The following is a 24,807-nucleotide window of genomic DNA, read 5'->3' on the forward strand; positions in this document are numbered from 1 at the left end:
CTCGAAACTGGACTTTTATACCATTCAAAATCAAGAGGAAAAGTTAGTCTAGCGACTCTGTGATTGCTGGCTCGTTTGGCTTTGATTTCCCTGTTCTTCTTGTTTTTTCTTTTCTTCTTCCTGTTTTTTCTTCTCGGCTTCCTTGGCCTCTTGCTTGGCTTTTTCTTCTGCTTCTTCTATCAGCTTATCCGCTATCGTATAGCTGTATACTCCAGCTTCCATATCGACTACACTCGGTTCTGACAATTGTGGCTTAATTTTGCTGTAATAAGGCAATTTCTTGCTCAATTCTGATAGGGGAACCAAAATCTCATCAGTATCCAGCATGGTAATTTTTAAAAGATCTGCTGTTGCCTTGCTTGGCGCTAATTCGATTTTCTGGATTTGACTCTTGATATCCTCACTGATAGTAGATAATCCTGTGATCAGCTCTTTCACCTGCTGCTCATCGTTAAAGGTAACTGTCAGATAAGTCTCAGGCAAGTTTAAGCGATCAATAGGAGTTGACTCTACTGTACCGCTAGAAAGAATAGGATAATGTTCTTCACCAGACACATAATAAGCGACAATATCAAATTCCTTAACCTCAATCGTAAAGTTAGTCGGAAATTGATAGTTAATCTTCGCTGATTCTATCCAATGATTGGACTTGATTCGCTCAGCGTATGTTTCCTTATCCAACAATAGGGCTAAGGTATAGTCGCTATCTTGAATTCCAGAAGCCTGTTTGATGTCATCCGCCTGCGTGTTACTATTTCCCTTAACCTCGATATTTTTGATGGTCGAAAGTGGAGTCAATAGATAGACTGAAAGAAGGAGGACCAGGACACTCGGTACCAAGATACTCACAGCTCGCCAAATATGAACAGGCGCAATTTTAGGTTTGGCTGGTTTCTCTGGTTTTTTGGGTTTTTCTTTTTTCTTCTTCTCTTTTTCCTCTTTGACTTTCCGGTCATCCTTTTGAGATTTTTCTTCTTTTTCGGATGGTTCCTTGCTTGGACTTGAGGCTTCCTCACCTGATTCACTCGATGATTTCTTGGATTCCTCCAATAGTTTCGAGTTGGCTTCCTTACGAGCTTGTTTTTCCTTTTCCTTCTCTTCAGCTAGGGCAGCTTCTTCCTCAGCCTTCTTCTTCAGGTATTCCTGGTTTCGTTTCTGCCATTCAGACAATTCTTGCTTCTGGTTTGATTCTTTTTTCTTATCCTTTGACATTGATATTCCTTATGCTAGGTCTTTTCTTAGTAGATCGTAAAAATCTGCAAGAGATTTCAATTCAGTCGAAGCCTTCATGCTAGCTTGGTATTGATCCTTGTGACTAAGCAAGTGACTGAGTTTCTCCTCCAAGCTTTCCAAGGTCAAGTCACTTTCTTGAAGTTCTTCTGCATAGCCTTTCTTTACAAAGTAGGCGGCATTTTCAATCTGATCTCCTCGACTTGCTTCACGACCCAATGGTACGATGAGATGGAGTTTCGCCATGGCCAAGAGCTCAAAAATCGTATTAGCACCGCCACGCGTTACCACCACATCTGCCATCTTCATCAAGGGTTGATAGAGATCCGTCACATAATCAACACGAAAGAGATTTTGACTCAACTCATTGAGGCTAGAATCTCCAGTTAAATTGATAATATTGTAGCGCTCTGTCAACTCTTTTTTATGGTCTGTCACCAATTGGTTAAATACACGAGCTCCTGCAGAACCACCGACAAACAATACCGTTGGCAATTTAGGATTAAAGTGAGTTTGGATATCCACCAACTCGTCTGGTTCTGGCGTCTCTTGACCTGTTACCTTGGTCACTGCTCCCACGTGCTCTACCTTAACAAGGCTAGCAGGCTGCTCAAAAGTAGAGTACATTTTGGTTGCGAATTTATAGGCGATTTTATTGGCCAAGCCCATGGATAGGTCCGATTCGTGGATAAAGACAGGTACTCCTGACACACGCGCTGCGATAACAGGCGGTACAGAGACAAAGCCCCCCTTTGAAAAAAGAGCCTGTGGACGCAGTCGTAACAAGATAAAGAGAGATTGGACGATACCCCAGGCAACTTTAAAGACATCTAGCATGTTTTGCCAGGAGAAGTAACGACGCAATTTCCCTGTCGCTATGGAATGGAAGGTCACATCCAGACCTGACTTGAGGATTTCTTGGTGTTCGATCCCACGCTTGTCCCCGATATAGTGGACTTCCCAGCCATCTTCTATGAACTTGGGCATTAACAAAAGGTTGAGGGTGACGTGTCCAACCGTCCCCCCACCTGTAAAGACAATTTTTTTCATATTATTCCTTTAACTCCGCAACTGTGTCGATAAAGAGGTCGCCACGTGCTTCAAAGTTAGCATACATATCCCAGCTAGCATTGGCAGGACTGAGGAGAACAACATCTCCTTGAGTCGCGAGCTCATAAGCCTTGCGGGTCGCATCAGCAATATCTGTCGCATCTACATAAGCCACACCAGCCTTATCCGCTGCCCGTTTGACACGTTCTGCAGATTGACCGAGGATAACCATCTGTTTGAGGCCTGTGATATCTGGCACCAATTCGTCAAACTCATTTCCACGGTCCAAACCACCTGCAATTAAGATAACCTTACTGTTGTCAAATCCTGACAAGGCTTTTTGAGTCGCTAAGATATTGGTTGATTTGCTATCGTTATAGAATTTGACACCCTGAATTTCATCCACAAATTGGAGACGGTGTTTGACACCACCAAAGGCTGAAAGAGTTTCCTTGATGGTTTGGTTGTCTACACCACGAAGCTTGGCTACAGCAATAGTCGCAAGGGCATTTTCTACATTGTGGCTACCTGGAACTCCGATTTCATCAGCTGCCATGACCACTTCTCCACGGAAGTAGAGTTGACCATCTTCCAAATAAGCTCCATCAACCTTTTCCTGTGTTGAAAATGGTACAACAGTAGCTTGTGTTTTGGTAGCCAATTCTTTTGCCAAGTCTTGGTTAAAGTTCAAGACAAGGAAATCAGCTGCTGTCATCTTGTTCTGGATATTCCACTTAGCTGCCACATACTCCTCAAAAGAACCATGATAGTCGATATGAGTTGGCATGAGGTTGGTAATAACCGCAATCTCAGGATGGAATTCTTGAACACCCATCAGTTGGAAAGAAGAAAGTTCCATGACGAGCGTGTCCTTGGCTGTTGCAGTTTGAGCCACTTGACTAGCAGGATAGCCGATGTTCCCTGACAAGAGACCGCGTTGACCAGCAGCAGTCAAAACTTCCCCAATCATCGTCGTTGTAGTGGTTTTCCCATTTGAACCAGTGATACCGATAATTGGCGCTTCTGAAATCAAATAAGCCAATTCCACCTCAGTCAAGACTGGAATCCCCTTTGCCAATGCCTTTTCAATCATGGGATTGCTATACGGGATACCTGGATTTTTCACCATCAGAGCAAAATCTTCATCCAAGAGCTCCAAAGGATGCCCACCAGTGACAACCTTGATTCCCTCTTCTAGCAAGCTTTGAGCAGCAGGATTTTCCTCAAAAGGCTTGCCGTCATTTACTGTCACAATAGCTCCTAGCTTGTCTAGCAAACGGGCCGCAGACTCACCAGACTTAGCCAAACCTAAAACAAGAACTTTCTTATTTTTAAATTGATCGATTACTTTCATGTCTCAAACTCCATTTCTACTCCTACTATTTTACCATTTTTATGGAAATAATACTAAACGAAAATGCTCTAGTCCTCATTCTGACATCGAAAAAGAGAGCCATAGCTCTCTTTCTATTTATCTTCTTTTGCTCTTTTTTACAGACATGAGCGTAATGTCCCTCAAGCTAAAGTAGGCTAGGGCAAGCATGGCTATTGTGACAAAGAATTCTGTCGGTAATTGGAAGATTTGCAAGATGGACAACATCAGCAAAATCAAAAGTGCAACAAATACAAAGACCAAGATAACGATGTTGACTGTTCCTTTGATACTTTGGGGTGTCGCAAATACATAGAGTAGTAATAAGAGTATCCCTATGATTAAATAGACCATCTTTATCTCTTTCTAGCTGTTACTCAGCTGATTTTTTCTTTTTGTTGGCTTTCTCACGCTCTGCCTTGTTAAGGATTTGCTTACGCAAACGGATAGACTCAGGCGTTACTTCCATGTACTCATCGTCATTCAAGAACTCAAGAGACTCTTCAAGGGTCAAGATACGAGGTGTCTTGATAACCGCTGTTTGGTCCTTAGTAGCTGAACGAACGTTGGTCATTTGTTTGGCCTTGGTGATATTAACAGTCAAGTCGTTTTCACGAGAGTTTTCACCGATGATCATTCCTTCGTAAACCTCAGTACCTGGGTTGACAAAGATTGTACCACGTTCTTCGATAGACATGATTGAGTAAGTTGTAGCCTTACCAGCATCAATAGAAACAAGAGCACCACGGTGACGTCCACCAATTTCTCCTGGAATCAATGGCAAGTATTGGTCAAAGGTATGGTTCATGATACCGTAACCACGAGTCATTGACAAGAACTCAGTTGAGTATCCAATCAAACCACGCGCTGGAACAAGGAAGACCAAACGAGTTTGACCATTACCAGTTGAAATCATATCCAACATTTCACCCTTACGTTCAGAAAGGCTTTGGATAACAGAACCTTGGTATTCTTCTGGAGTATCGATTTGCACACGTTCAAATGGCTCACATTTAACACCGTCGATTTCTTTTACGATAACCTCTGGACGAGATACTTGAAGTTCATAACCCTCACGGCGCATGGTTTCGATAAGGATTGACAAGTGCAATTCTCCACGTCCTGAAACAGTCCATTTATCTGGTGAATCCGTTGGATCAACACGAAGGGAAACGTCTGTTTGTAATTCTGCTTGCAAGCGTTCTTCTACCTTACGAGAAGTCACCCATTTACCTTCTTTACCAGCAAATGGTGAGTTGTTTACCAAGAAGGTCATTTGAAGCGTTGGCTCATCGATGTGAAGGATTGGAAGAGGCTCAACTGCATCTGTCGGTGTAATCGTCTCACCAACAAAGATATCTTCCATACCTGATACGGCAATCAAGTCACCTGCTTTAGCTTCTTGGATTTCACGACGTTCCAAGCCAAAGAAACCGAAGAGTTTTGTAACACGGAAGTTCTTCGTTGTACCATCTAGTTTAGAAAGGGTAACTTGGTCCCCAACTTTCACACTACCACGGAAGACACGACCGATACCGATACGACCTACGAAGTCATTGTAGTCCAAAAGTGAGACTTGGAACTGCAAAGGTTCATCTGAGTTGTCCACTGGAGCAGGGATATGGTCGATAATGGTATCAAAGATTGGTGCCATTGTTTTTTCTTGATCAGCTGGATCATCTGACAATGAAGAAGTCCCGTTGATAGCTGAAGCATACACCACTGGGAAATCAAGCTGGTCATCGTCTGCACCAAGCTCAATGAAGAGCTCCAATACTTCGTCTACTACTTCTGCTGGACGAGCTGATGGTTTGTCGATTTTGTTAACAACCACGATTGGGACAAGGTCTTGTTCCAAGGCTTTTTTTAATACGAAACGAGTCTGTGGCATTGTTCCTTCGTAGGCATCCACGACCAAGACAACACCGTCAACCATTTTCATGATACGTTCCACTTCTCCACCAAAGTCCGCGTGTCCTGGTGTGTCCATGATGTTGATGCGTGTGCCATTGTATGCTACAGCAGTATTTTTGGCAAGGATAGTAATTCCACGCTCTTTTTCGATATCGTTTGAGTCCATAGCGCGCTCTGCCAATTCAGTACGTGCATCAAGCGTTTCTGATTGTTTCAATAATTCGTCAACGAGGGTTGTTTTACCGTGGTCAACGTGGGCGATAATCGCAATGTTACGGATATCTTCTCTTAATTTTGTCATGATTTCCTCTAATATTTAAATTTTTATTTCTAACTGAACAATTATACCACAGTCTCATTCAAAAATCACAGTTCAGCTAAGTGTAAATGTTTTCACTCTGCTTTTCTAGTCAAGGCAACTCTTTTCAAAGTCAGAGACTTATGATATGATAAGCTGGTATGCGTTTAGATAGATTATTAGCCCAAGAAATGGTCAGTCGCAAGGCTATGAAACAGGCTCTGTTAAAAAAAGAAATCCTAGTGGATGATTATCCAGCTCGCTCCCTCGCCCAAAATGTTGATACAGGATTGCAAAAACTAGTCTTTCAAGGACGGCAGATTCAAGGATACGAGCACAACTATCTCATGCTTCATAAGCCAAACGGAGTCGTTACAGCTAGCAAGGATAAGAAACTCCCAACCGTCATGGACCTACTCCCACCTGACATCCAGTCTGACCAGCTCTATGCTGTCGGCAGATTAGACCGCGATACGACGGGACTGCTCCTTTTAACAAACAATGGACCTCTTGGCTTTCAGCTCCTTCATCCCCAGTACCATGTCGATAAATCCTATCAAGTGGTAGTAAACGGACCGCTCACGTCAGACCATATCCAAAAATTCAAAGATGGGATTGTCTTTTTAGATGGGACCACTTGTAAACCTGCTCAGCTTGAAATCCTGTCCGCAAGCCCAACAGAGAGCCGGGCCTCCATCACTATCTCTGAGGGCAAATTTCATCAAGTCAAGAAGATGTTTCTATCAGTTGGTGTCAAGGTGACTGCCCTAAAACGAGTCCAGTTCGGTGACTTTACATTAGACCCAAAACTAGCAGAAGGACAATACCGTTCCTTGAATCCAGAGGAATTGGAAATCATTAAAAACTATTTAGAGATGAGTCGATAAAACAAAAAAGCTTTATATTTAAAGCTTTTTTGTTTTTTGCTTATCTAAAAACTATTGCGATTGCTAGAATCCAGTTAAGAACAGAAACTACAAGTCCTACGATATTGAGAATTTTTTCTGTTTTATAGTCCAGTCCAGATTCTTTTTGGTATGAAAAAGCCAAGACCAATCCTATGATCCCCAAAATCAGACCCACTATTGGCGATAGCAAACCAAGGACGATAGATAAGATACCTAAAATAAGTGAAGGTTTTTTCTTTTGTTGTGAATTCATATTACAAAATCTCCTTAAAATTAATATAAATGATGATACCATAAAATGCTAGCTTTATCTATCATTCGACAGTTTTTAACAGAATGTTAGCTAGTCTTGACTTTCCCGTTCCAAGAATCCAATCCATAAGAAAGGATATAAATCTCAGAAAAACCTTGTTTTTTCAAATAAAGTGCTGCATTGGTCACTCCTTGTCCGCGTTGGTTTTCATAGAGAAGGACAGGTTTATCCTTACGAAGGGCTGCAAGGCTTGACTTCAACTGATTTGAAGGAATATTGCGAGCTCCGAGGATATGTTTTCTGTGAAATTCTGCTGGTTCACGGACGTCAATCAATTGCCCTTTCCGAATCAAGGCTTCAAATTCTGCATTATCCACAATCTTAGCCGCACGACGAATACGAAGGTAGTTATACCCCATCCATGCCGCCATCGCCAATACAATTCCCCACAAAAACCAAATTGTCATAAGTTCTTATCTCCATTTTTCTCTATGTAGTCTAATTCTATCTTGTGCTCTCTACGAAGAACAGCTTCCGCCTCTAGATAGTCTAGCTTGTCCATCAGACCTGCATCATAGATCCGAGAGAGTTCGAGCTTCATCAGTTCAATATCATACAAACGCTTCCCCATGTAAACAATAATGCCAAATTGTTTGAGAAATTGCTGCACATCATAGAATGTTTTCATAGCTTCCATTCTAACAGATTTTGGAGTTTTTTTCAATACTGGACCGGCTCTTTCCCCCTATTTTCTTCGTCTTCATTGCCCATTCTTCCGCAAGTATGGTACAATAAAAACATGAGAATTCAACAACTACACTATATTATCAAAATCGTCGAAACTGGCTCTATGAATGAGGCAGCCAAGCAACTCTTTATCACTCAACCCAGTCTCTCTAATGCTGTTCGAGACTTGGAAAATGAAATGGGCATTGAAATCTTTATCCGCAATCCCAAGGGCATTACCTTGACTCGTGATGGGATGGAGTTTCTCTCCTATGCCCGTCAAGTTGTCGAGCAAACTCAGCTTCTGGAGGAACGCTATAAAAATCCTGTCGCCCACCGCGAACTTTTCAGCGTTTCCTCTCAGCACTATGCTTTTGTAGTTAATGCCTTTGTCTCTCTGCTCAAGAAAAGTGATATGGAAAAATACGAGCTCTTCCTTCGTGAAACTCGGACTTGGGAGATTATCGATGACGTCAAGAACTTCCGTAGTGAGGTCGGTGTCCTCTTTTTGAATAGCTACAACCGCGATGTTTTAACGAAAATGCTAGACGACAACCACCTCTTGGCCCACCACCTCTTTACCGCTCAACCCCATATCTTTGTCAGCAAGACCAACCCTCTAGCTAAAAAAGACAAGGTCAAACTGGCTGATTTGGAAGACTTCCCTTATCTGAGTTATGACCAGGGGACGCACAACTCCTTCTACTTTTCAGAGGAGATTCTTTCACAAGAGCACCACAAGAAATCCATCGTAGTCAGTGACCGTGCCACCCTCTTTAATCTTTTGATTGGTTTGGATGGTTACACCATTGCAACAGGGATTTTGAACAGCAACCTCAACGGAGACAATATCGTTTCCATTCCACTGGACATTGACGACCCGATTGAACTAGTCTATATCCAGCATGAAAAAACCAGCCTGTCTAAGATGGGCGAACGCTTTATCGAATACTTACTAGAAGAAGTTCAATTCGATAAATAATAGGAAAAAGAGAAAAAGAAAAAGTTAGGAAATAGAAAGTGAAAAAGATACTACTGACCAGTGCTTTAATCCTTTCAATCGCAGGATTAGCACCCGCATCCGTCTTAGGAGAAGAAAACACAACTCAATCCACATCTGCTGTCAAAGAAGAAAAGAAAGAATCAAGTGTTGAGGAAAACTCTAAATCAGAAGTTCTTCCAAAAGTAGATGTGCAAGAAGACAAGCCCAAAAAAGAAGGATGGTACCAAGAAAATCGCCACTGGCGCTTTTACCAAGATGATAAGCCTGCTTTGAACTGGAAACAAATCCAAGGCAAATGGTACTACTTCGATCAAGATGGTAATCGTCTTCATTCTACTGTCTACAAAGGTTATGCCTTTGACCAAGATGGAGTCATGACAGAAAATAGCTGGACCCATTTGGACAATCAATGGTACTATGCTGATTCCTCTGGACGACTTGCTCAGAACACCTGGAAAAAAATTAACGGCTCTTGGTACTATTTTGACCAAACTGGAATTATGCTCAGCAACACTGCCGTTGACGGCTATCTGCTCACAAAAAGCGGAGCTATGGCGGAAAAGGGCTGGACAAAATTAGATCAAATTTGGTACTATGTCGCTCCTTCTGGAAAAATCTCACAGGATAAATGGGAGAAAATCAACGGTTCTTGGTACTACTTTGACAAAGACGGTGGAATGCTGAGTGCGACAACCTTCAAGGGCTACCTCTTTAAGAAGAGTGGAGCTATGGCAGAAAACAACTGGGTCAAAATCAAGGATACTTGGTTCTATGCTAGCGATTCAGGCAGATATATTAAAGCCAAGTGGCAAAAAATCCAAGGCTCTTGGTACTCTTTTACTCATGATGGGGGAATGCTAGCAGATAAATGGCAAGGAAGCTACTACCTCAAGACTAGTGGAGCCATGGCTGAAAAAGAGTGGATCTTTGATAAGGCCTACAAGAGCTGGTTCTATCTAAAAGCGAATGGAACCTATGCGGCTCGTGAATGGATCGGAGCTTATTATCTCAAGTCTGGTGGCTATATGGCCAAAAGCGAGTGGATCGATGATAGTCAAGACAAAGGGCGTTACTATTTGGATGAAAATGGTCGCTATGTAACAGGAATTCACAAGATTTCTGGAAAAGACCATCTCTTCCAAAAAGATGGGAAATGGATTTCTGAAGTTTCAACTGAGGGTGGATTTGTAAAAGGCCAATACAGTAACACCATCTTCCTCGATCCCGGACATGGCGGACGAGATTCTGGCGCCTTTTACTACAATGTAGCTGAAAAAGATCTCAATATGCAAATCTACCGTAAACTTCGCACCAAGTTAGAAGAACTAGGCTACAAGGTTCTCACCTCACGTGATAGTGATATTGATGTAGATTTCATTACAGAACGTTCCCGTATGGTTAATAAGACCAACTCTGACATTTTTATCAGTATCCACTTCAATGCAACTGGAAGCGCATATTCAAAAGCGAGCGGTATTCAAACCTACTCCTATAGCGATGAACCTGATTACCCAAGTAAGATTAATAAATTCTGGCACAACCATCCTGATCGCATTAGTGAAAGCAAACGCCTTGCTGCCGCTATCCACTCCTCTCTCCTAGCCGAAACAGGGGCTAAGGATGCTGGTCAGTTAGAAAGAAGTTTTGCCGTACTACGCGAAACAGCTAAACCAGCCGTCCTCCTTGAACTTGGTTATATGGATAATTTCACTGAAAGCCAACAAATCAGAGATAGTCGCTACCAAGATAAACTGGTGGCAGGCATTGTAAAAGGGATTCAAAAATATTACGCTGGTAAATAAAAATAAAGTCTCGAGAAACCTCGAGACTTTTCTATTTGTCTTCTTTTTTATCTGGAAAGAGATAGCCAATGCCTACACAAGCTAGCACTCCCGCACCAATCACCAAACCACTTGAAATTGGCAATAGATCAAAAATAGCATTTGCAATAATAAAGGCAATAATCAAGCACATCAGACTAGATTTATAGTCTTTTTTCAAAAGATTTTCTAGAGTGAAATAGAGGAATAAGCCAACTGGAATCAGTGACCAAAGGTTGACATCCAAGCTTGGCCATCCAACAGATCCGAAATACAATACTAGCGCTGCTGCTACTAAAAATACAAGTCCCAATAATTTTTTCATTTTTTGTCTCCATTTTCTTTTTAATTGACTTGAGTTGTCTGATACTGACCTCTCACGTCCCTTACAAAAATCATTATAGCAGAGGAATTTTTCAAGAACAAGACCTTTTGTCTATCTGGTCTATATCTCTGTCTATGTGGTTGAATAGTGGTGATAAAAGAAAAAGAAGCCCGTTTAGGCTTCTTGATTCTGCCGATTATAACAGTATTTTTGAACGAATACAACCTAGTTTTTCTTTTCCTTTGCCTCAAGAGAAGATTTAATTGATTCACGGTCTGCTTGTAGTTGAGCTAAGTTCTTTTCTTCTTCCTCAAGTTTACTGGTATCTGGTTTCACACGATAATAAACATTTTCTGGTTTCATTAACATAGACCCATAATCTTGTCCTGAAAGTAGTCTTTCTTCAGCATGATTGCTTTTATCCGTAATCTTTCCATCATCAGCAGGTTGCATAACAACTCCACTTGGAACAGCAACTACTACAAATCCTCCAGCAACAGAATCTTTTACCCATGCACTGATAGAAGCTGTCTCAGGATTACGACTATCTTGACCTTTTGATACCTTTAATCCAACTACAGATTCGTACTTTTGATCATTTGTAAACCAAGTCGCATCTACTTCTCCAGAATTCTTAATGATATATTCATTGCCAGATTGACTACGCCAAGTGCCTTCTAAACTAGACAAATCATTGTTCTTGATTGCTTCAATATCTAGTTTTGGAACGGTAGTTTCTTTCTTTAGCTTGCTAACAAGTGCTTCTGCTTCCGTAATTTTGGTATCTAAAGCAGTCAGTTGATCCTTGAGTTTCTGAATTTCCTCTTGTTTGTCCTTATCAGTCTCATCCGTTTTTCCTTGACTTGTAGACGCTTGACTTGTTGTCACTGTTGTTGAAACTGCAGACGATGCTTGATTTGGCTCTTTCTTTCCAATCAGAAGATATGAGAAAATACTTACCAAGATGAGAGTGACTAAAACAGAGAGTGCTATGCCAATATAGATTTTTATATTTTTATTCGGAGCCGACTTTGATTCAGACCGCTTAGGTCCATTGATCTCTTCAAATTGTTTTTCCCGTTCTTTCTTATTCATAATTTTCTCCTTTTTGATTGATATTCAGGCAAGCTTACGATACTTCATTCGTTACTATCCATGAACTTTTATGACTTTTAAAAAAAATCCAAGCAAAAATTTCTAGAATAAATAACTATCAAAATATCTCTAGATTGGTATCAAAACAAGTATTTATTACAATACATTATACCACAAAATATAAACAACCGTTTGTATTTATATTTTTATAAGCCAAAGAAATGGATTTTAAACAGAACCCATCTCCATTAGAAAAAGCCTGTCCTGTGACAAGGCTTTTACATATATCTCTTTAAAATCTCCTATTTTCATAGAAATCTAAATAATATATTTATAAATCAATATTTTCACAAAACTATGTCATCACCTCACTATCTAATCTCAGTACTTAAAGCATTTTTTCTATAGCTTTTGTCTTAATCTTTATTTTTTCTCTTCAATCCAAGAAAAGCTCCTACTATAAACATGATTCCGGCAGCTAATAGTGTCTGGGCTCCGCTTGCTGTTCCGGTTTTTGGCAACTCATTAGGATTGTTACTAGTTGATTTACTATTGATGTTGGTATTTTTATTAGTTAAGTTCCCTTGTTCATTTAGATAAACGTTCTTGTTAATTTCAAAGTTTTTATCATTTTCATCAGAAACAATACTGTTGACATCATTAGTTGAATCAGATTGTGTTTTTTCTTTCTTTTTCGATACATCAAAAGTAGGTTTATTTTCCTCCTCCTTTTTCTCCTCTATTTTCTTGAATACAGGTTTTATAAAGGTATCTTTTGATACATTAATAACATAGCCAGCGTCTTTTTTCCCTTCGAAACCAGAAATTTCCCAACCATCAAATTGGTATCCTTTTTCTAATTCACCCTTATAGACAGGTAACATAAAATCTTCTTCCGACACTATCGTTGAACTCATTTCTTTTCCATTTTGAATGGTCACGGTTACCCTATGAGGTTTTAATTCGCTTACCTCTCCCGTATCTTTGTTTAAAATGAATTCTTTTACGGTTGTATTTCTTGCAAAATCTTTTACAACAATCTTAATGTTTAGTGTCTTATCTGTTATTTGTTTAATATCATCAAGTGATCTATATTCTTTTCCATTTACATAAATATGTTGTTCTTGAATTTCACCATCGAATCCATTATTTCTTTTATCATTGATGTTAAAGACTACAGATTTTCCGTTAGCATATTCGATACTAGTATTTCCCTTAGGGTCAATGTTTACTTCTGGTTTGACATTATCATATAAAATTTGATAGTGTACTCCAACCGCTTTTGCATTCAAATCGCTATAGCCAGTTTGAAGATAAACATTTCCATCCATATCTGTTACCTTATCTGGGAATCCGTTTGCTTTATAGTCTTTCATCCCCCAGTCCATGATGTCACCGTCTTTAACATTAAGCTTAATGTTAAAATCTCTAGTGTTATCAATGTGTAAATCTCCATAGATTAAATAATTATCTACAACAGATTCATTAACTCTCAACTCCCAGTTAAAACCACCCTTATCAGAAATCTTACCTCTTAAATAAAATTCTGGATTTCGTACATAAATTTTATTAGATTTAGATGGATTAAAGTAGTTCTTGTCCATTGAGAGGTTTACTGGTTTTGCATCAATAAATAACGTAGAGCCATCTTCTTTAATAGCTTCTACATTGGACTTATCTTCTCCAGTGTACTCTTTACCATCCTTACCAAATAATACCAGTTTAGAAGGATCTGTCACAAGATTTCCATCTTTATCGATTGCCTCCCCTTTATCATTCATTTTAAATGTAAACACTTGATATCTTACAATGTTAAAGCCGTCCAAAGCCGACATTAATACTGATTGAGTACTTCTTCCATCTTCAACATTTCTACTATCAGCATAAATTGTTGTTTCTGATAAGACTCTTAGATTAGGATTGGCCTTTTGAATTTTTGCTATATCTTCCTTGCTATAGACTCCATTCCCTTCTAACATATCCGTTTTCCCAGGATTATAGGTAGTCACTTTTAGTGCATAGCCTTTTCTTAGAATGATGTTATCCTTTAACAGATATTGTTGTTTTTCTGAATCAGAATAGATTTTACCAGATTCCATGTCCGTTAAATTGTTTGGTTTGTTTTTTGAAAGATCTCCTTCTCCTAATTCTATTACATTCCCATAACTTGATGCATACGGATATTCTGCTTTAGTTTCCTTATTTTTTTCAGGCATTCTAATTTTAGTTTCAGCTTTTATCTGACCATCATCTTTGACAAAAAACCTCATATCTCCTGCAAAAGCTAATCCATCCACAATATCATTAATATTAGCGTATAAATCAAATGTCATCGTTTTTGAGTGGGAATCATACTTGGTCGTTTTGATTTCTATAGATTTATAGTTATTTCCATAGTATACCTTGGCATTTTTAGAAACATTACTGATCTTTCCAAGAATTTCAAAGTGTCCATCTTTAGATGGGTTTAGAATGCCATAAATTTTTGATTTGATTTCATCAAGTTTTTCAGTTTCATATTGTAAGGCACTACCATCGTCATAAGCAATGATATTTCCCTTATCATCGTATTTATAATCGTATTCCTCTATTCTCTTACCAGTTTCACTTGTAAAGTCATCAACTTCTCTAAATTTCTTTTTAATTAGTTTCTTTAAGTCTTTAGTTTCAAAGTCTCTAATTGTTGAAATAGTTTTATGAATAGTCAAGCTAGATTTTTCTTCGATAGACTCTTCATTTTCTTGATGATGTTCTACTTCAGTTGTATCTTTTTTAAGACTATCCTCTTTTCTATTTTCTAAATTTTTAAATTTAGATTCGGAAATCTCGCCAAGCTTTTGGTATTTAGATGAATCTTGATCAGGATCTACTAGATAATAGGAAATCATCCCATTTTCATCAGCATGATCAGCAAATTTAATTCTATGAATCTTTGTGAAATTGCTAGAACCGTCTAATGCAATCACTTCAATGATTTTGCCTCTTAAATCTCCTGCACCTTTAATTTCATAAATGGTATTTCCGTCTTTGTCAAGTTTCCTATTTCGTCCTTGACCCTCACCTGCATAAGTGACCTCAAGATTTTTTTCAACCTCTCCATCTTCATTAACAAGAGCGGCCCCAGCATACCAAACTTCGTTGGCAATCTCGTCAAATTTTTCAGGATGTTCTTTTTGATCTCTCGCAAATAGCGTTTCATTCTTGTATTGCTCTTTGACCTTGTGATAAGTATCCTTTGTAATCAACTTAATTTTTTCAGGGTTTGAAAAATCAATTGAAACAATCTTTGGAGGGGTGTTATCAATTTTTACAGGAATATAGGAAACCTGCCATGGGTAATCCTTGGTTAATCTATATTTAAATTTATAGAAATATTGGCCTTCCGCAATCGGTTCAAATTGTCCTCGTATCTTAGTAGCAGGATCTTTTTTGTCATTACTTTCTGGGGCATTTTCTTCTCTACCTCTTGGGTTATAAATGAGTCCATCCCATTTCAAGTCACCCCAAACTTTTAGCTTAGAAGATTTAATGCCCTTTGCATCATTTCTTTTAGAGTTTAAAATTCCTTTAATAAAGTGTTCTCTCGAAATGACTTTTAAGTCTCTTTGATTTTCTCCTTCTTTATTTGTATTTACTATTGAAATCACTCCTTCTTCTGCACTTCTTAATACAAGTGGAGAAGGCGTTAATCCTCTCTCAAGTTGAGCATCTTGAGGATTCCCATTTGAATCTAAAGGATAAATTTTAGCAATATTAGAACCACTTGATGAGGGTGCGTTGATTCCTTCGTTATTGAAAGCAAATAATTCTGGATTTTGATCTAGGGATGTTGTATTTTTATCTTTTCTATTTTGTATAACTCCTGCTGGATTAAATTTATCTATACCATGTTCTCCTCCAATCCCCTTATTCAAGGTACCTGGAATTTTTGGTTTACCATCATCATCATAACCTTCCATTGCTTTTGATTTTGATCCTTCTTCCCAGGCCCATTTATCAAGGATTGGTTCGTGGTTCCAATTCCCAGCAAATCCCATTAGAGGCATCGACAAAGAAGGTTGGAAGTTTCTTTTCTTACCGTTGGAGTTTAGAGCTTCCATTTCTTCCACTGACTCAAAATGAATAAATGATTCTACAAATTTATTTTTGTTTTTAGCTTCTCCAACATTTATAACCGCATTTAAATCAAAGCTGGAATTTGGACCTATAGTGAAAGTATCATGCTCAAATGTGATATTTGCTCCTTTGACTTTTTCTGGGTGAATTTCTGGAACAATTTGCTTCCCGTCCGGAGATTTTTCATCTTTATATGTTTCATCGAGTTTTAGCCTATCAGTTAGAGCATCTGTAGTTACAGTTGATGCAGAAACTTTAAAGGTTAAAGGTCTGTTTGAGGTATTGTGAAGCTTAATTGTAAAGTATTTTTTATCACCTTTTATTTCTTTAAGAGAAATGGAACCATATGAATTTACCAAACCTTTAGAATCTGTATTTTTGAAAGTTGCTACAACTTCATTTCTCAAAGCGTTGGCAACATTAATTAGCCCCGCTCCCTGCTGTCTAGGTGATGCAAAGTATTGACTCTTTTCTTTCCAAGAGGTTGCATCCATCATAGGTCTTGCAGTATTTTGTAGAGCTATTTTTGTAAGACTTGTAAGGTCTATTTTGTCATCTCCCTTAAGATTTTTCAAGACAGGTCTTTCAAGCAATTCCTTTAATTTTGGTCGAATCAAAACAGTAGAAGCTGCTACGATTGGAGTTGCCATACTAGTTCCTGACATATAACCATAAGTGGATTTACCATTGATAACATTTAGAGTGGATTTAATATTTTTACCAGGTGCTGAAACATCCGGTTTTAAAAGCAAGTCTGTTCTTGGCCCCCAAGATGTAGACCCTGCTGGGACTATAATATCTTCTTTATAAAGTTCTTTGTCTGTGTCAGCTGCAAATTTAAAGTCAATTTCTTTTTCATCACCTACATTCGGTTTATTAGAATTATAGCTTTCCATATCAATTGGATAGTATTGTTCTAAGTTATCTTTAAAATCTTCCTTATTATTTCTTTTGACTTCAGTTTTTTTATCAGGGTTAATCATGTTCCATAATTTTACACCATCATCTCCTGAAATTGAAAATACTTGACTAGTAGTCCCTTCATCCGCTTCATATCCCATAGCTGGAAGGTCTGTCCAATTATCTCTATTATAGTAATTTACAGTATTTACAACCATAATGGCACGTGCGCCTTTATCCATAGCTCTTTTAAAAGCATCTTTTAAATCCTTGGTATAAATTCTATCCATTACTGCAATTTTGCCCTTAAGATCCAATCCTATCAAATCTTGGTCTTGACCTTTGCCTATATATACAAATTTTAATTTATTTGGAGTTTTTGACCCATCCTCATTTGTTAGGATTTTATTTTTATCGAAAAAAGCCCCTATATTTCTGTATTTAAAACTTTGTCCTCCAATGTTAACCTTATCAAACTCAATGGTTTGATTCTTAGCAGAAGCGACCGCTATCGCATCTTCATGTGCGGCAGTTCGTGTTACATTTCCAGTATCTGTCATTTTCAGATTATTATTTGCTACTAAATCCCAAGAAGAACTTGAAGCAGAAGTCGCAAAATTACCTGTAGCAACAACCATTGGGATTCCAGCTTTTCTTAATGCTCTAATAGCCTCCCAATATTTCTCGCCTACAAGACCTGTTCCCGTAAAGCCAGATGATACCGAAACAACATCGACATTGTGTTTGATCGAATCTTCAATAGCATGAAACATTGTTTCATCACCCGCAAACCCAGATCCTGCGTCAGAGTACATTTTATAAGAGAAAATTTGTGCATTAGGCGCAATTCCATCTATGCCATTAAAGTTCTTGATGTCTTTTTCAGTATCATTTCCAGCAAGAATCCCTGCAATATGCATCCCATGTGGGTCAAAATAATCCCTTCCATCATCATATTTTTCTACAGTGATTTTACCACCATTATAATAATTGAACGCATGAGGGATTTTATCACTCAACCAATAATTTTTATCAGTGCCTTTTAAGTCATCTTTTTTAAATTTCATCGAGTCTTTGGCATCATCATCGATTCTCATAGCCTTATGCCTATAATCTGTTCCAGTATCGATATTTGAAATAACCATACCTCTACCATCAAAATTTTTCCCAAATGGAGCATTAATAGACTTTAGGTAATCAATAGCTTCCTCAACTCCAATTTCCTTTCTGGCATGATTCATCATTGGTTGGACTTTTTGTGATCGTTCAACCGACGAAACACCTTCTATTTGTTTAATTTTGTCCAAATTATCTGGAGTTGTTTCAATGGCAGCGCCATTAAAAATCGTATTATAGGTATATAAAACTTTTGTATCCTTAAGATTGGATAGTTCCTTGATTGCTTTTTCTCCAGATTCTTTATCTTTAAATTCAGCAATATAGACAAGTTTATCTTCTTTTTTCGGATTTTCTGTATCTTTATTTACAAATGAGTCCGCATCATCTCCTTTGGGTTGCTTGGAGTCTTCTTTGATACTTGCTCCTTCGTTACTAGTTTTTTTGTCTATCTCAGACTTTCTACTAACAACCTCTTTTTCCTCAATAACTGTTGTCTTCTTCTCCTCAATATCCTTTGAAGTTTCTATAACATTATGAATATCTTCAGATTGTTCATTGTTTTCTGTTTCTTTATCTGCTACTACTTTTTCTTTACCAGAAATTTTTAAAGCATCTTCAGAACTAGGTGCATCTGCTACTACTTTTTCTTTATCAGAAATTCTTAAAGCATCTTCAGAACTAGGTGCATCTGCTAAAATTACCTCATTGGGGGCATATGCTGCTAAAATAACTGCAGCAGTAGTTAATGACAATACCGTACTTTTTTTCATTATAATTCCTTCATTTTTTATTTTAAACCCAATAGATAGAAAACTTTAACTTTGCTAGCCTTTGTTATAAAAAGTTTTATGACGTATTATCTAGTGGGATAGAGTAGTACATTTATATATAATTGTTAGCTCTCTGAAAAATAGTATATCAATTAAAAAAATTTAAGTCAAGAAAAATTAACCCAGGTTAATTTTTTTTTTAATCCATGTTAACAAATAGGTTAGTCAATAAATATTATAGTTAACTGGGATACATTATCAGCGCATTCACACCATCAAAAATAGTAGCAATCAACTGGAATAATTACCAAAATCGCAAAAAGGGGTATGGATAGAATTCATGCCTTAATAAACATGCAAAAACAACCGCAATAATTTTCAACGGTTGTTTTTAACATATTTAATGTTTAAATCTCATCCTATCTTATCTCTTAAGAACCCGCACTTTCGTAAGCGTCCAAGCCCCTGTCCCAGAGTTTTAAAGAAATAACAAAGAAAACAAGGGAAATCAGAATCAACCCACCAATGTTAAAGAGCCCGTCTTTATCCTGCAAGAAATAGCTGGCAGGATAGTAGGCCGTAAAGGCGAAAGGTACGATAAAGCTAATTAACCAACGAAGAAGAGAATTGTAAATGGAAATTGGGTACTTGGCAAAGTCATTAAACATATAAAAAATGTAAATCATGGCACCTGACTGCTTGGTCCAAAAAGCGATACTGGCAGTCGCGATTTTCAAGGAAGTATAGATCAAGGTCGCAAAAGGAATACAGACTAGAAAAATCAGGAATTTTGGAAGAGTCCAACCAATGCTAGACACTGTGGTCGCTAACAAAATACCACCGACCAATAGTTCGCCCAAGGCATCAATCTGAAAGGTCTCAACCAAGATGTGAAAAAGAGGATTGATAGGACGCGTCAGGTACTTGTCAAACTCTCCTTTTCGCACCAAACGTTGTCCCAGTGCCCAAAGATTATCAAAAAAGAGATGGTCCAGTCCCTTGGGAATTAAGGAAAATCCATAGATAAAGGCAATCTCTTGGAAGGTCCAGCCTTCTAAGGATGGAATGTGTTGAAAGATGACATTGAGAAACAAGAGGTTCAGGCCTTGAGTCAGAAAAACTCCAAGGACACCAACCACAAAATCAACCTTGTACTCCATGATTTGCTTGATGTATTGTCTGATAAAAATCAGATGCATGCGTTGATATTTTTTCATACTAACCTCCTTGAATAGTGATAAATGACTGGACTCGTTTCCAAATCAACTGAGACAAGCCCACCATCACTAAGAGCCAGAAAAACTGTAGCAAGATGGCCTGAAGAATCTGACTAGCATCGTATTTCCCAACAATGATCATGACCGGAGTGTAGATCAAGGATGAGAAAGGCAAGAAGGAGAGAATATCTGAAACAAGCTTTGGAAAGAAAGCCAAGGGAATCAGACTTCCAGACATAAAGGCCACTATGGAAGTCTTGAGTAGATTGGAACCCCAAAGATTTTTAAACACAAAGGCTGAAAACCCAAAGCAGATATTAAAGAAAAAGTTAATCAGGTAGGCCAGCATCAAGCTAAAGAGATAAAGGATAGTTAATCCCAACACTTCTACAATACCTTGCCCAGATAAGATTTTCATCAACACAATGACACTTAAAAATGGCAGTCCAACAGAGATAAAAATCAACCACTTGGACCCAAGCTCCGTAAAGAGGTAAGAAGCCGCAAAATGCACTGGTCGCAGCAAGCGCATGATAATGGATCCGTCCTTGACCTCATCACCAATCATAAAGGAGCTATCTGACCTGGTCAAAAGATTAGTCACAAAACTCATAATGATGTAGAGGGTGATATCTGCCATACTAAAACCCTGAATCAAAGACTCTTGCGAAGAATCAAAGACAGCCTTCCAGAGATAAAAAGCGACAAAAGCCCCCATGACATCGCCAATCCGATAGAGAATAAAGTTGACTCGATAGGTGATCAACTCCTGAACACCTGCATTGATAAAGGGTTTATAACGTCTCCACAATTTGACCATCTTAGAGCTCCTTTCGGTAGAAGCGACGGATAATATCCTCAATATCCGTATCCAACATCTTCAAATCGCGAATTTCAAAATCAGACAGGGTTTGCTTGATAATATCAGCTGACTGGTAGCGGGAACTATCAAATTCAATATTGAGGCTATTTCCTTGTCTATCAATGGTCATATCAGGCAGGCCTTCATAGTGAGAAAGGAGATGACTTTGACCTGGTAGCAGTTCAAAGGAAAGAGTCTTCATCTTGCCAAAGGTCTCCTTGAGCTGGCTAACCGTTCCATCAAAAATCTCTTGCCCCTTATCAATCATAAAAATTCGATCACAGAGTTGCTCAATGTCGCTCAGGTCGTGAGTGGTCAAGAGGATAGTTGTTTCTTCCTCCTGATTGATCTGGGTAATAGCCCGACGAATATTGTCCTTGACGGAAACATCCAGACCAATGGTCGGTTCATCTAAAAAGAGAACCTTGGGATTGTGAAGCAAGGAAGCCGCAATGTCCGCCCGCATCCGTTGCCCCAGTGAAAGAGTCCGCACGGGATCCTTGATAAATTCCTTCAAATCCAAGACTTCATTTAAAAAGTCCATGCGTTTATGAAAAAGTGAGTCTGGCACATCGTAAATCTCTTTCAAGACCGTGTAGGTCTCTTGCAGTGCCAAATCCCACCATAGCTGGGTTCGTTGTCCAAAGACAACCCCGATATCCTTGACATAGTCTTGACGATTGTCCTGCGGAATCTTGCCATTGATCCGACAATAGCCCGATGTCGGCTTTAAAATTCCTGTCAGCATTTTAATGGTTGTCGACTTCCCAGCACCATTAGCTCCGATAAAGCCTAAAATTTGTCCCTTGGGTACCTCGAAGGTCAAATCCTTGACCGCTTCAAAGGTTTGCTTTTCAGGGTGAATAAAAGAGCGCAAAGCCCCCTTTAACCCCGGCTCCTTTACTGTCTTCACAAAATTTTTCTGAAGATGTTCCACTTCTATCATTGCCATAAATCTCTCCCTATCGCAAGGAATTGTAACATTGTATTTTTGACTACAAATATCTAAATCCTTACTTTCTACACCTTCTCAATATTATTACAGAAGGCTTTATACCAACCTATTATAGTCCAATAAAAACTAGAATGCAAGCGTTTGCCTGTAGATTCTGAAATTAGAGATTTCTCTCTTAAAATAATACTTTTAAACAAAAATTCTGGTTTGATATTCTCCTTAAAGCACCAAAAAACCTGCCCAATGGGCAGGTTACGAATTATAAAAAGCAAACTATTTTGATCAATATGAATCACTATTTAATCAAAGAACTAATCTTTCATAATTCTTTTCACAATCCCATTTCTATCAATTAGAAAACAATCTGGAAAGGTCATCTGATCCCATTTTTCATAATCAAAACTGGAATCAAAGTGATGTAGTAGTATTCCTATCAAATTCCCGTGTGAACTAAGTAAAATCGTTTTTTCTGAGTATCTCTCTTCCAATTCCATTAAAAAATTTAGTACTCTAGCTAGTGCATCTTGATTTGATTCCCCTTCTGAAAGAGATTCACTGGGATTTTGCCATAAATATTTAATACTGTCTTCAAACTCAGAATCTTTTATAAAGGTTGAAGATAATTTTCTCTCTCGTAACCGATTATCAAGAACTATTTTATCAAATTGAATTGGCGAGCTATTAATCGTTTCAAATGCTCGTTTATAAGGACTAGAAAAATAATGATCAATATTAAAAGAATTCAAAAACTCTAACTGATCAAGAGATGAAAATCCTTTTTCTGACAAAGTTCTATTAAAATCATCACTTGAAAATTTTGAATGAGCATGTCTAAGTAAAATATAAGAATTATTCATAAGTCATTACCTTTCAATTATTATCATCAGTCTCAATGGATTTTTAATCCCTCAATTATTCTCTAAAAATTCTTTAATGCGAGAAACAATAGCATCGCTTTGATAATGATAGAGGTCGTGAGGCGCATCCATATAGATGACCTTCACATTAGACTGTTCACTAGCAAATTTCTCAGCAAAATGATGCCATTCTGATTGGCTAAAACTAGTGCCTTGACCGTTAGACACCAATAGTAAGGTGGGAATTTTCGGATTGATGCTAGAGGGAACTTTCTTGGCATTTTCCTTTACCGTTTGGGATTCATGAAGCATGGCTTGTGACATCAACTGCTTATAAGCTAGAAGTTTATATTGATTTCGTTCACTCTCGATCAGAGTTTGATTTTTTATATAAAAGGATTCAGGGAAATAACGTAATAACCCAATCTTACTACTCCAATAGGCCAACGTAAGCAAGGCCTGATTATCCTTTAAATCTTCATAACTTGATGGCAATGCCCAATCTAAACCAATCAAGGCTTTCACTTCATCAGGATACTTCTCCTGCCAAGCCAAACTCTCTAGACTAGCCATGGAATGAGATAGAATGATAAACGGCCCTGTGATATTTGCTTGCGAAAGAGCTTGGCGAGTCTCAGACAAAACCTCCATCACATCTCTTGAATGATTGCTATCATCACTGTAACCATATCCCGCCCTCTCCACGATAACTACCTTATACTGTTTCGATAAGGATTCCGATACTTCTTTAAAATCCAATATAGGAGAAGCAATACCAGCACCTGAGAGAACTACTATAGTCTCAGGACCATCCCCTTCAACGTAAACATTTATTTGATGTCCATTGACGAGAACTTGTTGCCCCATAGGTGTCAGTGAGGCTTTTTCCTTTTCCAAACTGATACGGTGAAAGATGAATGTAGCGAGTAAAAACAAAAGAAGCAAACTAATGAAGCCAAAACACCATTTTTTCAGTTTTTTCATAGCATTATTGTACAAAAATTAGAATCTTTTAGCAACTTAAGATTGGTTCTTCTACAGTATATTGGCTATATATTCACAAACCAAAAAACCCACCCAATGGGCAGGTTCTGTATGTATTGTTCAGCTAGATTAAGCTTTACCTTCTGAACCGAATACGTCGATACGTTCTTCAACTGATGCTTGGATAGCTTTTACACCGTCAGCCAAGAATTTACGTGGGTCGAAGAGTTTCTTCTTGTCGTATTCTGCTTCGTTTGCTTCGTAGTCACGAGCAAATTTACGAGTTGCGTTAGCAAATGCGATTTGGCATTCAGTGTTAACGTTAACTTTCGCAACACCAAGTTTGATAGCTGCTTGGATTTGCTCATCAGGAATACCTGATCCACCGTGCAATACGATTGGGAAGCCTGGAAGAGCTTCTGTCAATTTTTGCAAGTGGTCAAGGTCAAGGCCTTCCCAGTTTGCTGGGTATGGACCGTGGATGTTACCAATACCAGCTGCCAAGAAGTCAATACCAGTTGCAACCATTGCTTTAGCGTCTTCGATTGGAGCCAATTCACCTTTACCGATGATACCGTCTTCTTCACCACCGATAGTACCAACTTCAGCTTCTACTGAGATACCTTTAGCGTGTGCTTTTTCAACAACGTCTTTAGCCAATTTAAGGTTTTCTTCAACTGGAAGGTGTGAACCGTCAAACATGATTGAAGTGTAACCAACTTCGATACACTCAAGTGCATCTTCGTAGTGACCGTGGTCAAGGTGGATAGCTACTGGTACAGTGATACCCATTGACTCAACAAGGTTAGCGATCAAGTTGCGAGCAACTTTGTAACCACCCATGTATTTCGCAGCACCCATTGAAGTTTGGATCAAAACTGGAGCTTTTTTAGCTTCTGCTGCACGCAAGATAGCTTGAGTCCACTCAAGGTTGTTTGTGTTAAATCCACCAACTGCATAACCGTTGTCACGAGCTGCTTGGACAAATTTTTCTGCTGAAACGATTGCCATTTGTCAGGCCTCCTATATATTT

General features: G+C 38.5%; 20 protein-coding genes. 3 read left to right on the plus strand and 17 right to left on the minus strand.

The features are described 5' to 3' along the window. Window positions 1-48: 48 nt before the first annotated feature. The 5 genes from E7Y33_RS00695 to typA all read right to left on the minus strand — a co-directional run bounded on the left by E7Y33_RS00695 (window position 49) and on the right by typA (window position 5,867). A complete protein-coding gene (locus tag E7Y33_RS00695; protein WP_139689356.1) occupies window positions 49-1,212 on the minus strand; it encodes a cell division protein FtsQ/DivIB in 1,164 nt (387 codons plus the stop codon). A 9-nt stretch (window positions 1,213-1,221) separates the two neighbouring features. Then, on the minus strand, window positions 1,222-2,280 hold the full coding sequence (locus tag E7Y33_RS00700) for a UDP-N-acetylglucosamine--N-acetylmuramyl-(pentapeptide) pyrophosphoryl-undecaprenol N-acetylglucosamine transferase (RefSeq protein WP_139689357.1): 1,059 nt from the start codon (window positions 2,278-2,280) through the stop codon (window positions 1,222-1,224). A gap of 1 nt (window position 2,281) precedes the next feature. Further along, window positions 2,282-3,634, minus strand: coding sequence for a UDP-N-acetylmuramoyl-L-alanine--D-glutamate ligase (gene murD / locus E7Y33_RS00705; RefSeq protein WP_049504701.1), 1,353 nt, complete (start codon window positions 3,632-3,634; stop codon window positions 2,282-2,284). Window positions 3,635-3,751: 117 nt separating this feature from the next. Next, window positions 3,752-4,006, minus strand: coding sequence for a DUF3165 family protein (locus E7Y33_RS00710; protein ID WP_049504699.1), 255 nt, complete (start codon window positions 4,004-4,006; stop codon window positions 3,752-3,754). A gap of 19 nt (window positions 4,007-4,025) precedes the next feature. Continuing rightward, window positions 4,026-5,867, minus strand: coding sequence for a translational GTPase TypA (gene typA / locus E7Y33_RS00715; protein ID WP_000164119.1), 1,842 nt, complete (start codon window positions 5,865-5,867; stop codon window positions 4,026-4,028). A gap of 158 nt (window positions 5,868-6,025) precedes the next feature. Here typA and E7Y33_RS00720 point away from each other — a divergent pair, with 158 nt between their 5' ends. Next, window positions 6,026-6,751, plus strand: coding sequence for a 16S rRNA pseudouridine(516) synthase (locus E7Y33_RS00720; RefSeq protein WP_139689358.1), 726 nt, complete (start codon window positions 6,026-6,028; stop codon window positions 6,749-6,751). A gap of 40 nt (window positions 6,752-6,791) precedes the next feature. On the opposite strand, the gene E7Y33_RS00725 is transcribed toward E7Y33_RS00720, so the two are convergent. The 3 genes from E7Y33_RS00725 to E7Y33_RS00735 all read right to left on the minus strand — a co-directional run bounded on the left by E7Y33_RS00725 (window position 6,792) and on the right by E7Y33_RS00735 (window position 7,722). Continuing rightward, window positions 6,792-7,025 carry a hypothetical protein gene (locus E7Y33_RS00725; protein ID WP_001088138.1) on the minus strand — a complete coding sequence of 78 codons (234 nt, stop codon included), beginning with the start codon at window positions 7,023-7,025 and terminating at the stop codon, window positions 6,792-6,794. A gap of 86 nt (window positions 7,026-7,111) precedes the next feature. Beyond that, complete coding sequence (locus E7Y33_RS00730) at window positions 7,112-7,492, minus strand: rhodanese-like domain-containing protein (RefSeq protein WP_139689359.1); 381 nt, start codon at window positions 7,490-7,492, stop codon at window positions 7,112-7,114. Beyond that, complete coding sequence (locus tag E7Y33_RS00735) at window positions 7,489-7,722, minus strand: YqgQ family protein (RefSeq protein WP_044135604.1); 234 nt, start codon at window positions 7,720-7,722, stop codon at window positions 7,489-7,491. The genes E7Y33_RS00730 and E7Y33_RS00735 overlap by 4 nt, the downstream gene beginning before the upstream one ends. Window positions 7,723-7,824: 102 nt before the next feature. Here E7Y33_RS00735 and E7Y33_RS00740 point away from each other — a divergent pair, with 102 nt between their 5' ends. Both E7Y33_RS00740 and E7Y33_RS00745 read left to right on the plus strand, forming a co-directional pair. Then, a complete protein-coding gene (locus E7Y33_RS00740) occupies window positions 7,825-8,733 on the plus strand; it encodes a LysR family transcriptional regulator (RefSeq protein ID WP_139689360.1) in 909 nt (302 codons plus the stop codon). 38 nt (window positions 8,734-8,771) lie between these two features. After that, window positions 8,772-10,556 carry an N-acetylmuramoyl-L-alanine amidase gene (locus E7Y33_RS00745; RefSeq protein WP_139689361.1) on the plus strand — a complete coding sequence of 595 codons (1,785 nt, stop codon included), beginning with the start codon at window positions 8,772-8,774 and terminating at the stop codon, window positions 10,554-10,556. A 31-nt stretch (window positions 10,557-10,587) separates the two neighbouring features. On the opposite strand, the gene E7Y33_RS00750 is transcribed toward E7Y33_RS00745, so the two are convergent. The 9 genes from E7Y33_RS00750 to E7Y33_RS00795 form a co-directional block, all read right to left on the minus strand. After that, a complete protein-coding gene (locus E7Y33_RS00750) occupies window positions 10,588-10,899 on the minus strand; it encodes a LiaF transmembrane domain-containing protein (RefSeq protein WP_139689362.1) in 312 nt (103 codons plus the stop codon). Between the two features lie 225 nt (window positions 10,900-11,124). Continuing rightward, window positions 11,125-11,994, minus strand: coding sequence for a DUF6287 domain-containing protein (locus E7Y33_RS00755; protein WP_139689363.1), 870 nt, complete (start codon window positions 11,992-11,994; stop codon window positions 11,125-11,127). Between the two features lie 416 nt (window positions 11,995-12,410). Continuing rightward, window positions 12,411-18,899: a S8 family peptidase gene (locus tag E7Y33_RS00760; RefSeq protein WP_139689364.1), complete on the minus strand. Its 6,489-nt coding sequence runs from the start codon at window positions 18,897-18,899 to the stop codon at window positions 12,411-12,413. A gap of 431 nt (window positions 18,900-19,330) precedes the next feature. Beyond that, window positions 19,331-20,116 carry an ABC transporter permease gene (locus tag E7Y33_RS00765; RefSeq protein WP_139689365.1) on the minus strand — a complete coding sequence of 262 codons (786 nt, stop codon included), beginning with the start codon at window positions 20,114-20,116 and terminating at the stop codon, window positions 19,331-19,333. A 1-nt stretch (window position 20,117) separates the two neighbouring features. Next, window positions 20,118-20,936, minus strand: coding sequence for an ABC transporter permease (locus tag E7Y33_RS00770; RefSeq protein WP_000240161.1), 819 nt, complete (start codon window positions 20,934-20,936; stop codon window positions 20,118-20,120). Window position 20,937: 1 nt separating this feature from the next. Further along, entirely contained in the window at window positions 20,938-21,930 is a 993-nt protein-coding gene (locus tag E7Y33_RS00775; RefSeq protein ID WP_125825574.1) for an ABC transporter ATP-binding protein, read from the minus strand. A 314-nt stretch (window positions 21,931-22,244) separates the two neighbouring features. Continuing rightward, the gene (locus E7Y33_RS00785) at window positions 22,245-22,790 is read right to left on the minus strand and encodes a histidine phosphatase family protein (protein WP_139689366.1); all 546 of its coding nucleotides are present in this window, start codon (window positions 22,788-22,790) and stop codon (window positions 22,245-22,247) included. 51 nt (window positions 22,791-22,841) lie between these two features. Next, window positions 22,842-23,774 carry an alpha/beta hydrolase gene (locus E7Y33_RS00790; protein WP_161976015.1) on the minus strand — a complete coding sequence of 311 codons (933 nt, stop codon included), beginning with the start codon at window positions 23,772-23,774 and terminating at the stop codon, window positions 22,842-22,844. Between the two features lie 129 nt (window positions 23,775-23,903). Then, window positions 23,904-24,785: a class II fructose-bisphosphate aldolase gene (locus E7Y33_RS00795; protein ID WP_033688381.1), complete on the minus strand. Its 882-nt coding sequence runs from the start codon at window positions 24,783-24,785 to the stop codon at window positions 23,904-23,906. Window positions 24,786-24,807 lie beyond the last annotated feature (22 nt).

The organism is Streptococcus oralis (assembly GCF_006175905.1).
In the GTDB taxonomy this organism is placed as follows: domain Bacteria; phylum Bacillota; class Bacilli; order Lactobacillales; family Streptococcaceae; genus Streptococcus; species Streptococcus oralis_BG.

Coding starts and splice junctions, on each gene's coding strand:
- E7Y33_RS00695 (WP_139689356.1), bottom strand. CDS start 1,212: ATGTCAAAGGATAAGAAAAAAGAATCAAACCAGAAGCAAGAATTGTCT.
- E7Y33_RS00700 (WP_139689357.1), bottom strand. CDS start 2,280: ATGAAAAAAATTGTCTTTACAGGTGGGGGGACGGTTGGACACGTCACC.
- murD (WP_049504701.1), bottom strand. CDS start 3,634: ATGAAAGTAATCGATCAATTTAAAAATAAGAAAGTTCTTGTTTTAGGT.
- E7Y33_RS00710 (WP_049504699.1), bottom strand. CDS start 4,006: ATGGTCTATTTAATCATAGGGATACTCTTATTACTACTCTATGTATTT.
- typA (WP_000164119.1), bottom strand. CDS start 5,867: ATGACAAAATTAAGAGAAGATATCCGTAACATTGCGATTATCGCCCAC.
- E7Y33_RS00720 (WP_139689358.1), top strand. CDS start 6,026: ATGCGTTTAGATAGATTATTAGCCCAAGAAATGGTCAGTCGCAAGGCT.
- E7Y33_RS00725 (WP_001088138.1), bottom strand. CDS start 7,025: ATGAATTCACAACAAAAGAAAAAACCTTCACTTATTTTAGGTATCTTA.
- E7Y33_RS00730 (WP_139689359.1), bottom strand. CDS start 7,492: ATGACAATTTGGTTTTTGTGGGGAATTGTATTGGCGATGGCGGCATGG.
- E7Y33_RS00735 (WP_044135604.1), bottom strand. CDS start 7,722: ATGGAAGCTATGAAAACATTCTATGATGTGCAGCAATTTCTCAAACAA.
- E7Y33_RS00740 (WP_139689360.1), top strand. CDS start 7,825: ATGAGAATTCAACAACTACACTATATTATCAAAATCGTCGAAACTGGC.
- E7Y33_RS00750 (WP_139689362.1), bottom strand. CDS start 10,899: ATGAAAAAATTATTGGGACTTGTATTTTTAGTAGCAGCAGCGCTAGTA.
- E7Y33_RS00755 (WP_139689363.1), bottom strand. CDS start 11,994: ATGAATAAGAAAGAACGGGAAAAACAATTTGAAGAGATCAATGGACCT.
- E7Y33_RS00760 (WP_139689364.1), bottom strand. CDS start 18,899: ATGAAAAAAAGTACGGTATTGTCATTAACTACTGCTGCAGTTATTTTA.
- E7Y33_RS00765 (WP_139689365.1), bottom strand. CDS start 20,116: ATGAAAAAATATCAACGCATGCATCTGATTTTTATCAGACAATACATC.
- E7Y33_RS00770 (WP_000240161.1), bottom strand. CDS start 20,936: ATGGTCAAATTGTGGAGACGTTATAAACCCTTTATCAATGCAGGTGTT.
- E7Y33_RS00775 (WP_125825574.1), bottom strand. CDS start 21,930: ATGGCAATGATAGAAGTGGAACATCTTCAGAAAAATTTTGTGAAGACA.
- E7Y33_RS00785 (WP_139689366.1), bottom strand. CDS start 22,790: ATGAATAATTCTTATATTTTACTTAGACATGCTCATTCAAAATTTTCA.
- E7Y33_RS00790 (WP_161976015.1), bottom strand. CDS start 23,774: ATGAAAAAACTGAAAAAATGGTGTTTTGGCTTCATTAGTTTGCTTCTT.
- E7Y33_RS00795 (WP_033688381.1), bottom strand. CDS start 24,785: ATGGCAATCGTTTCAGCAGAAAAATTTGTCCAAGCAGCTCGTGACAAC.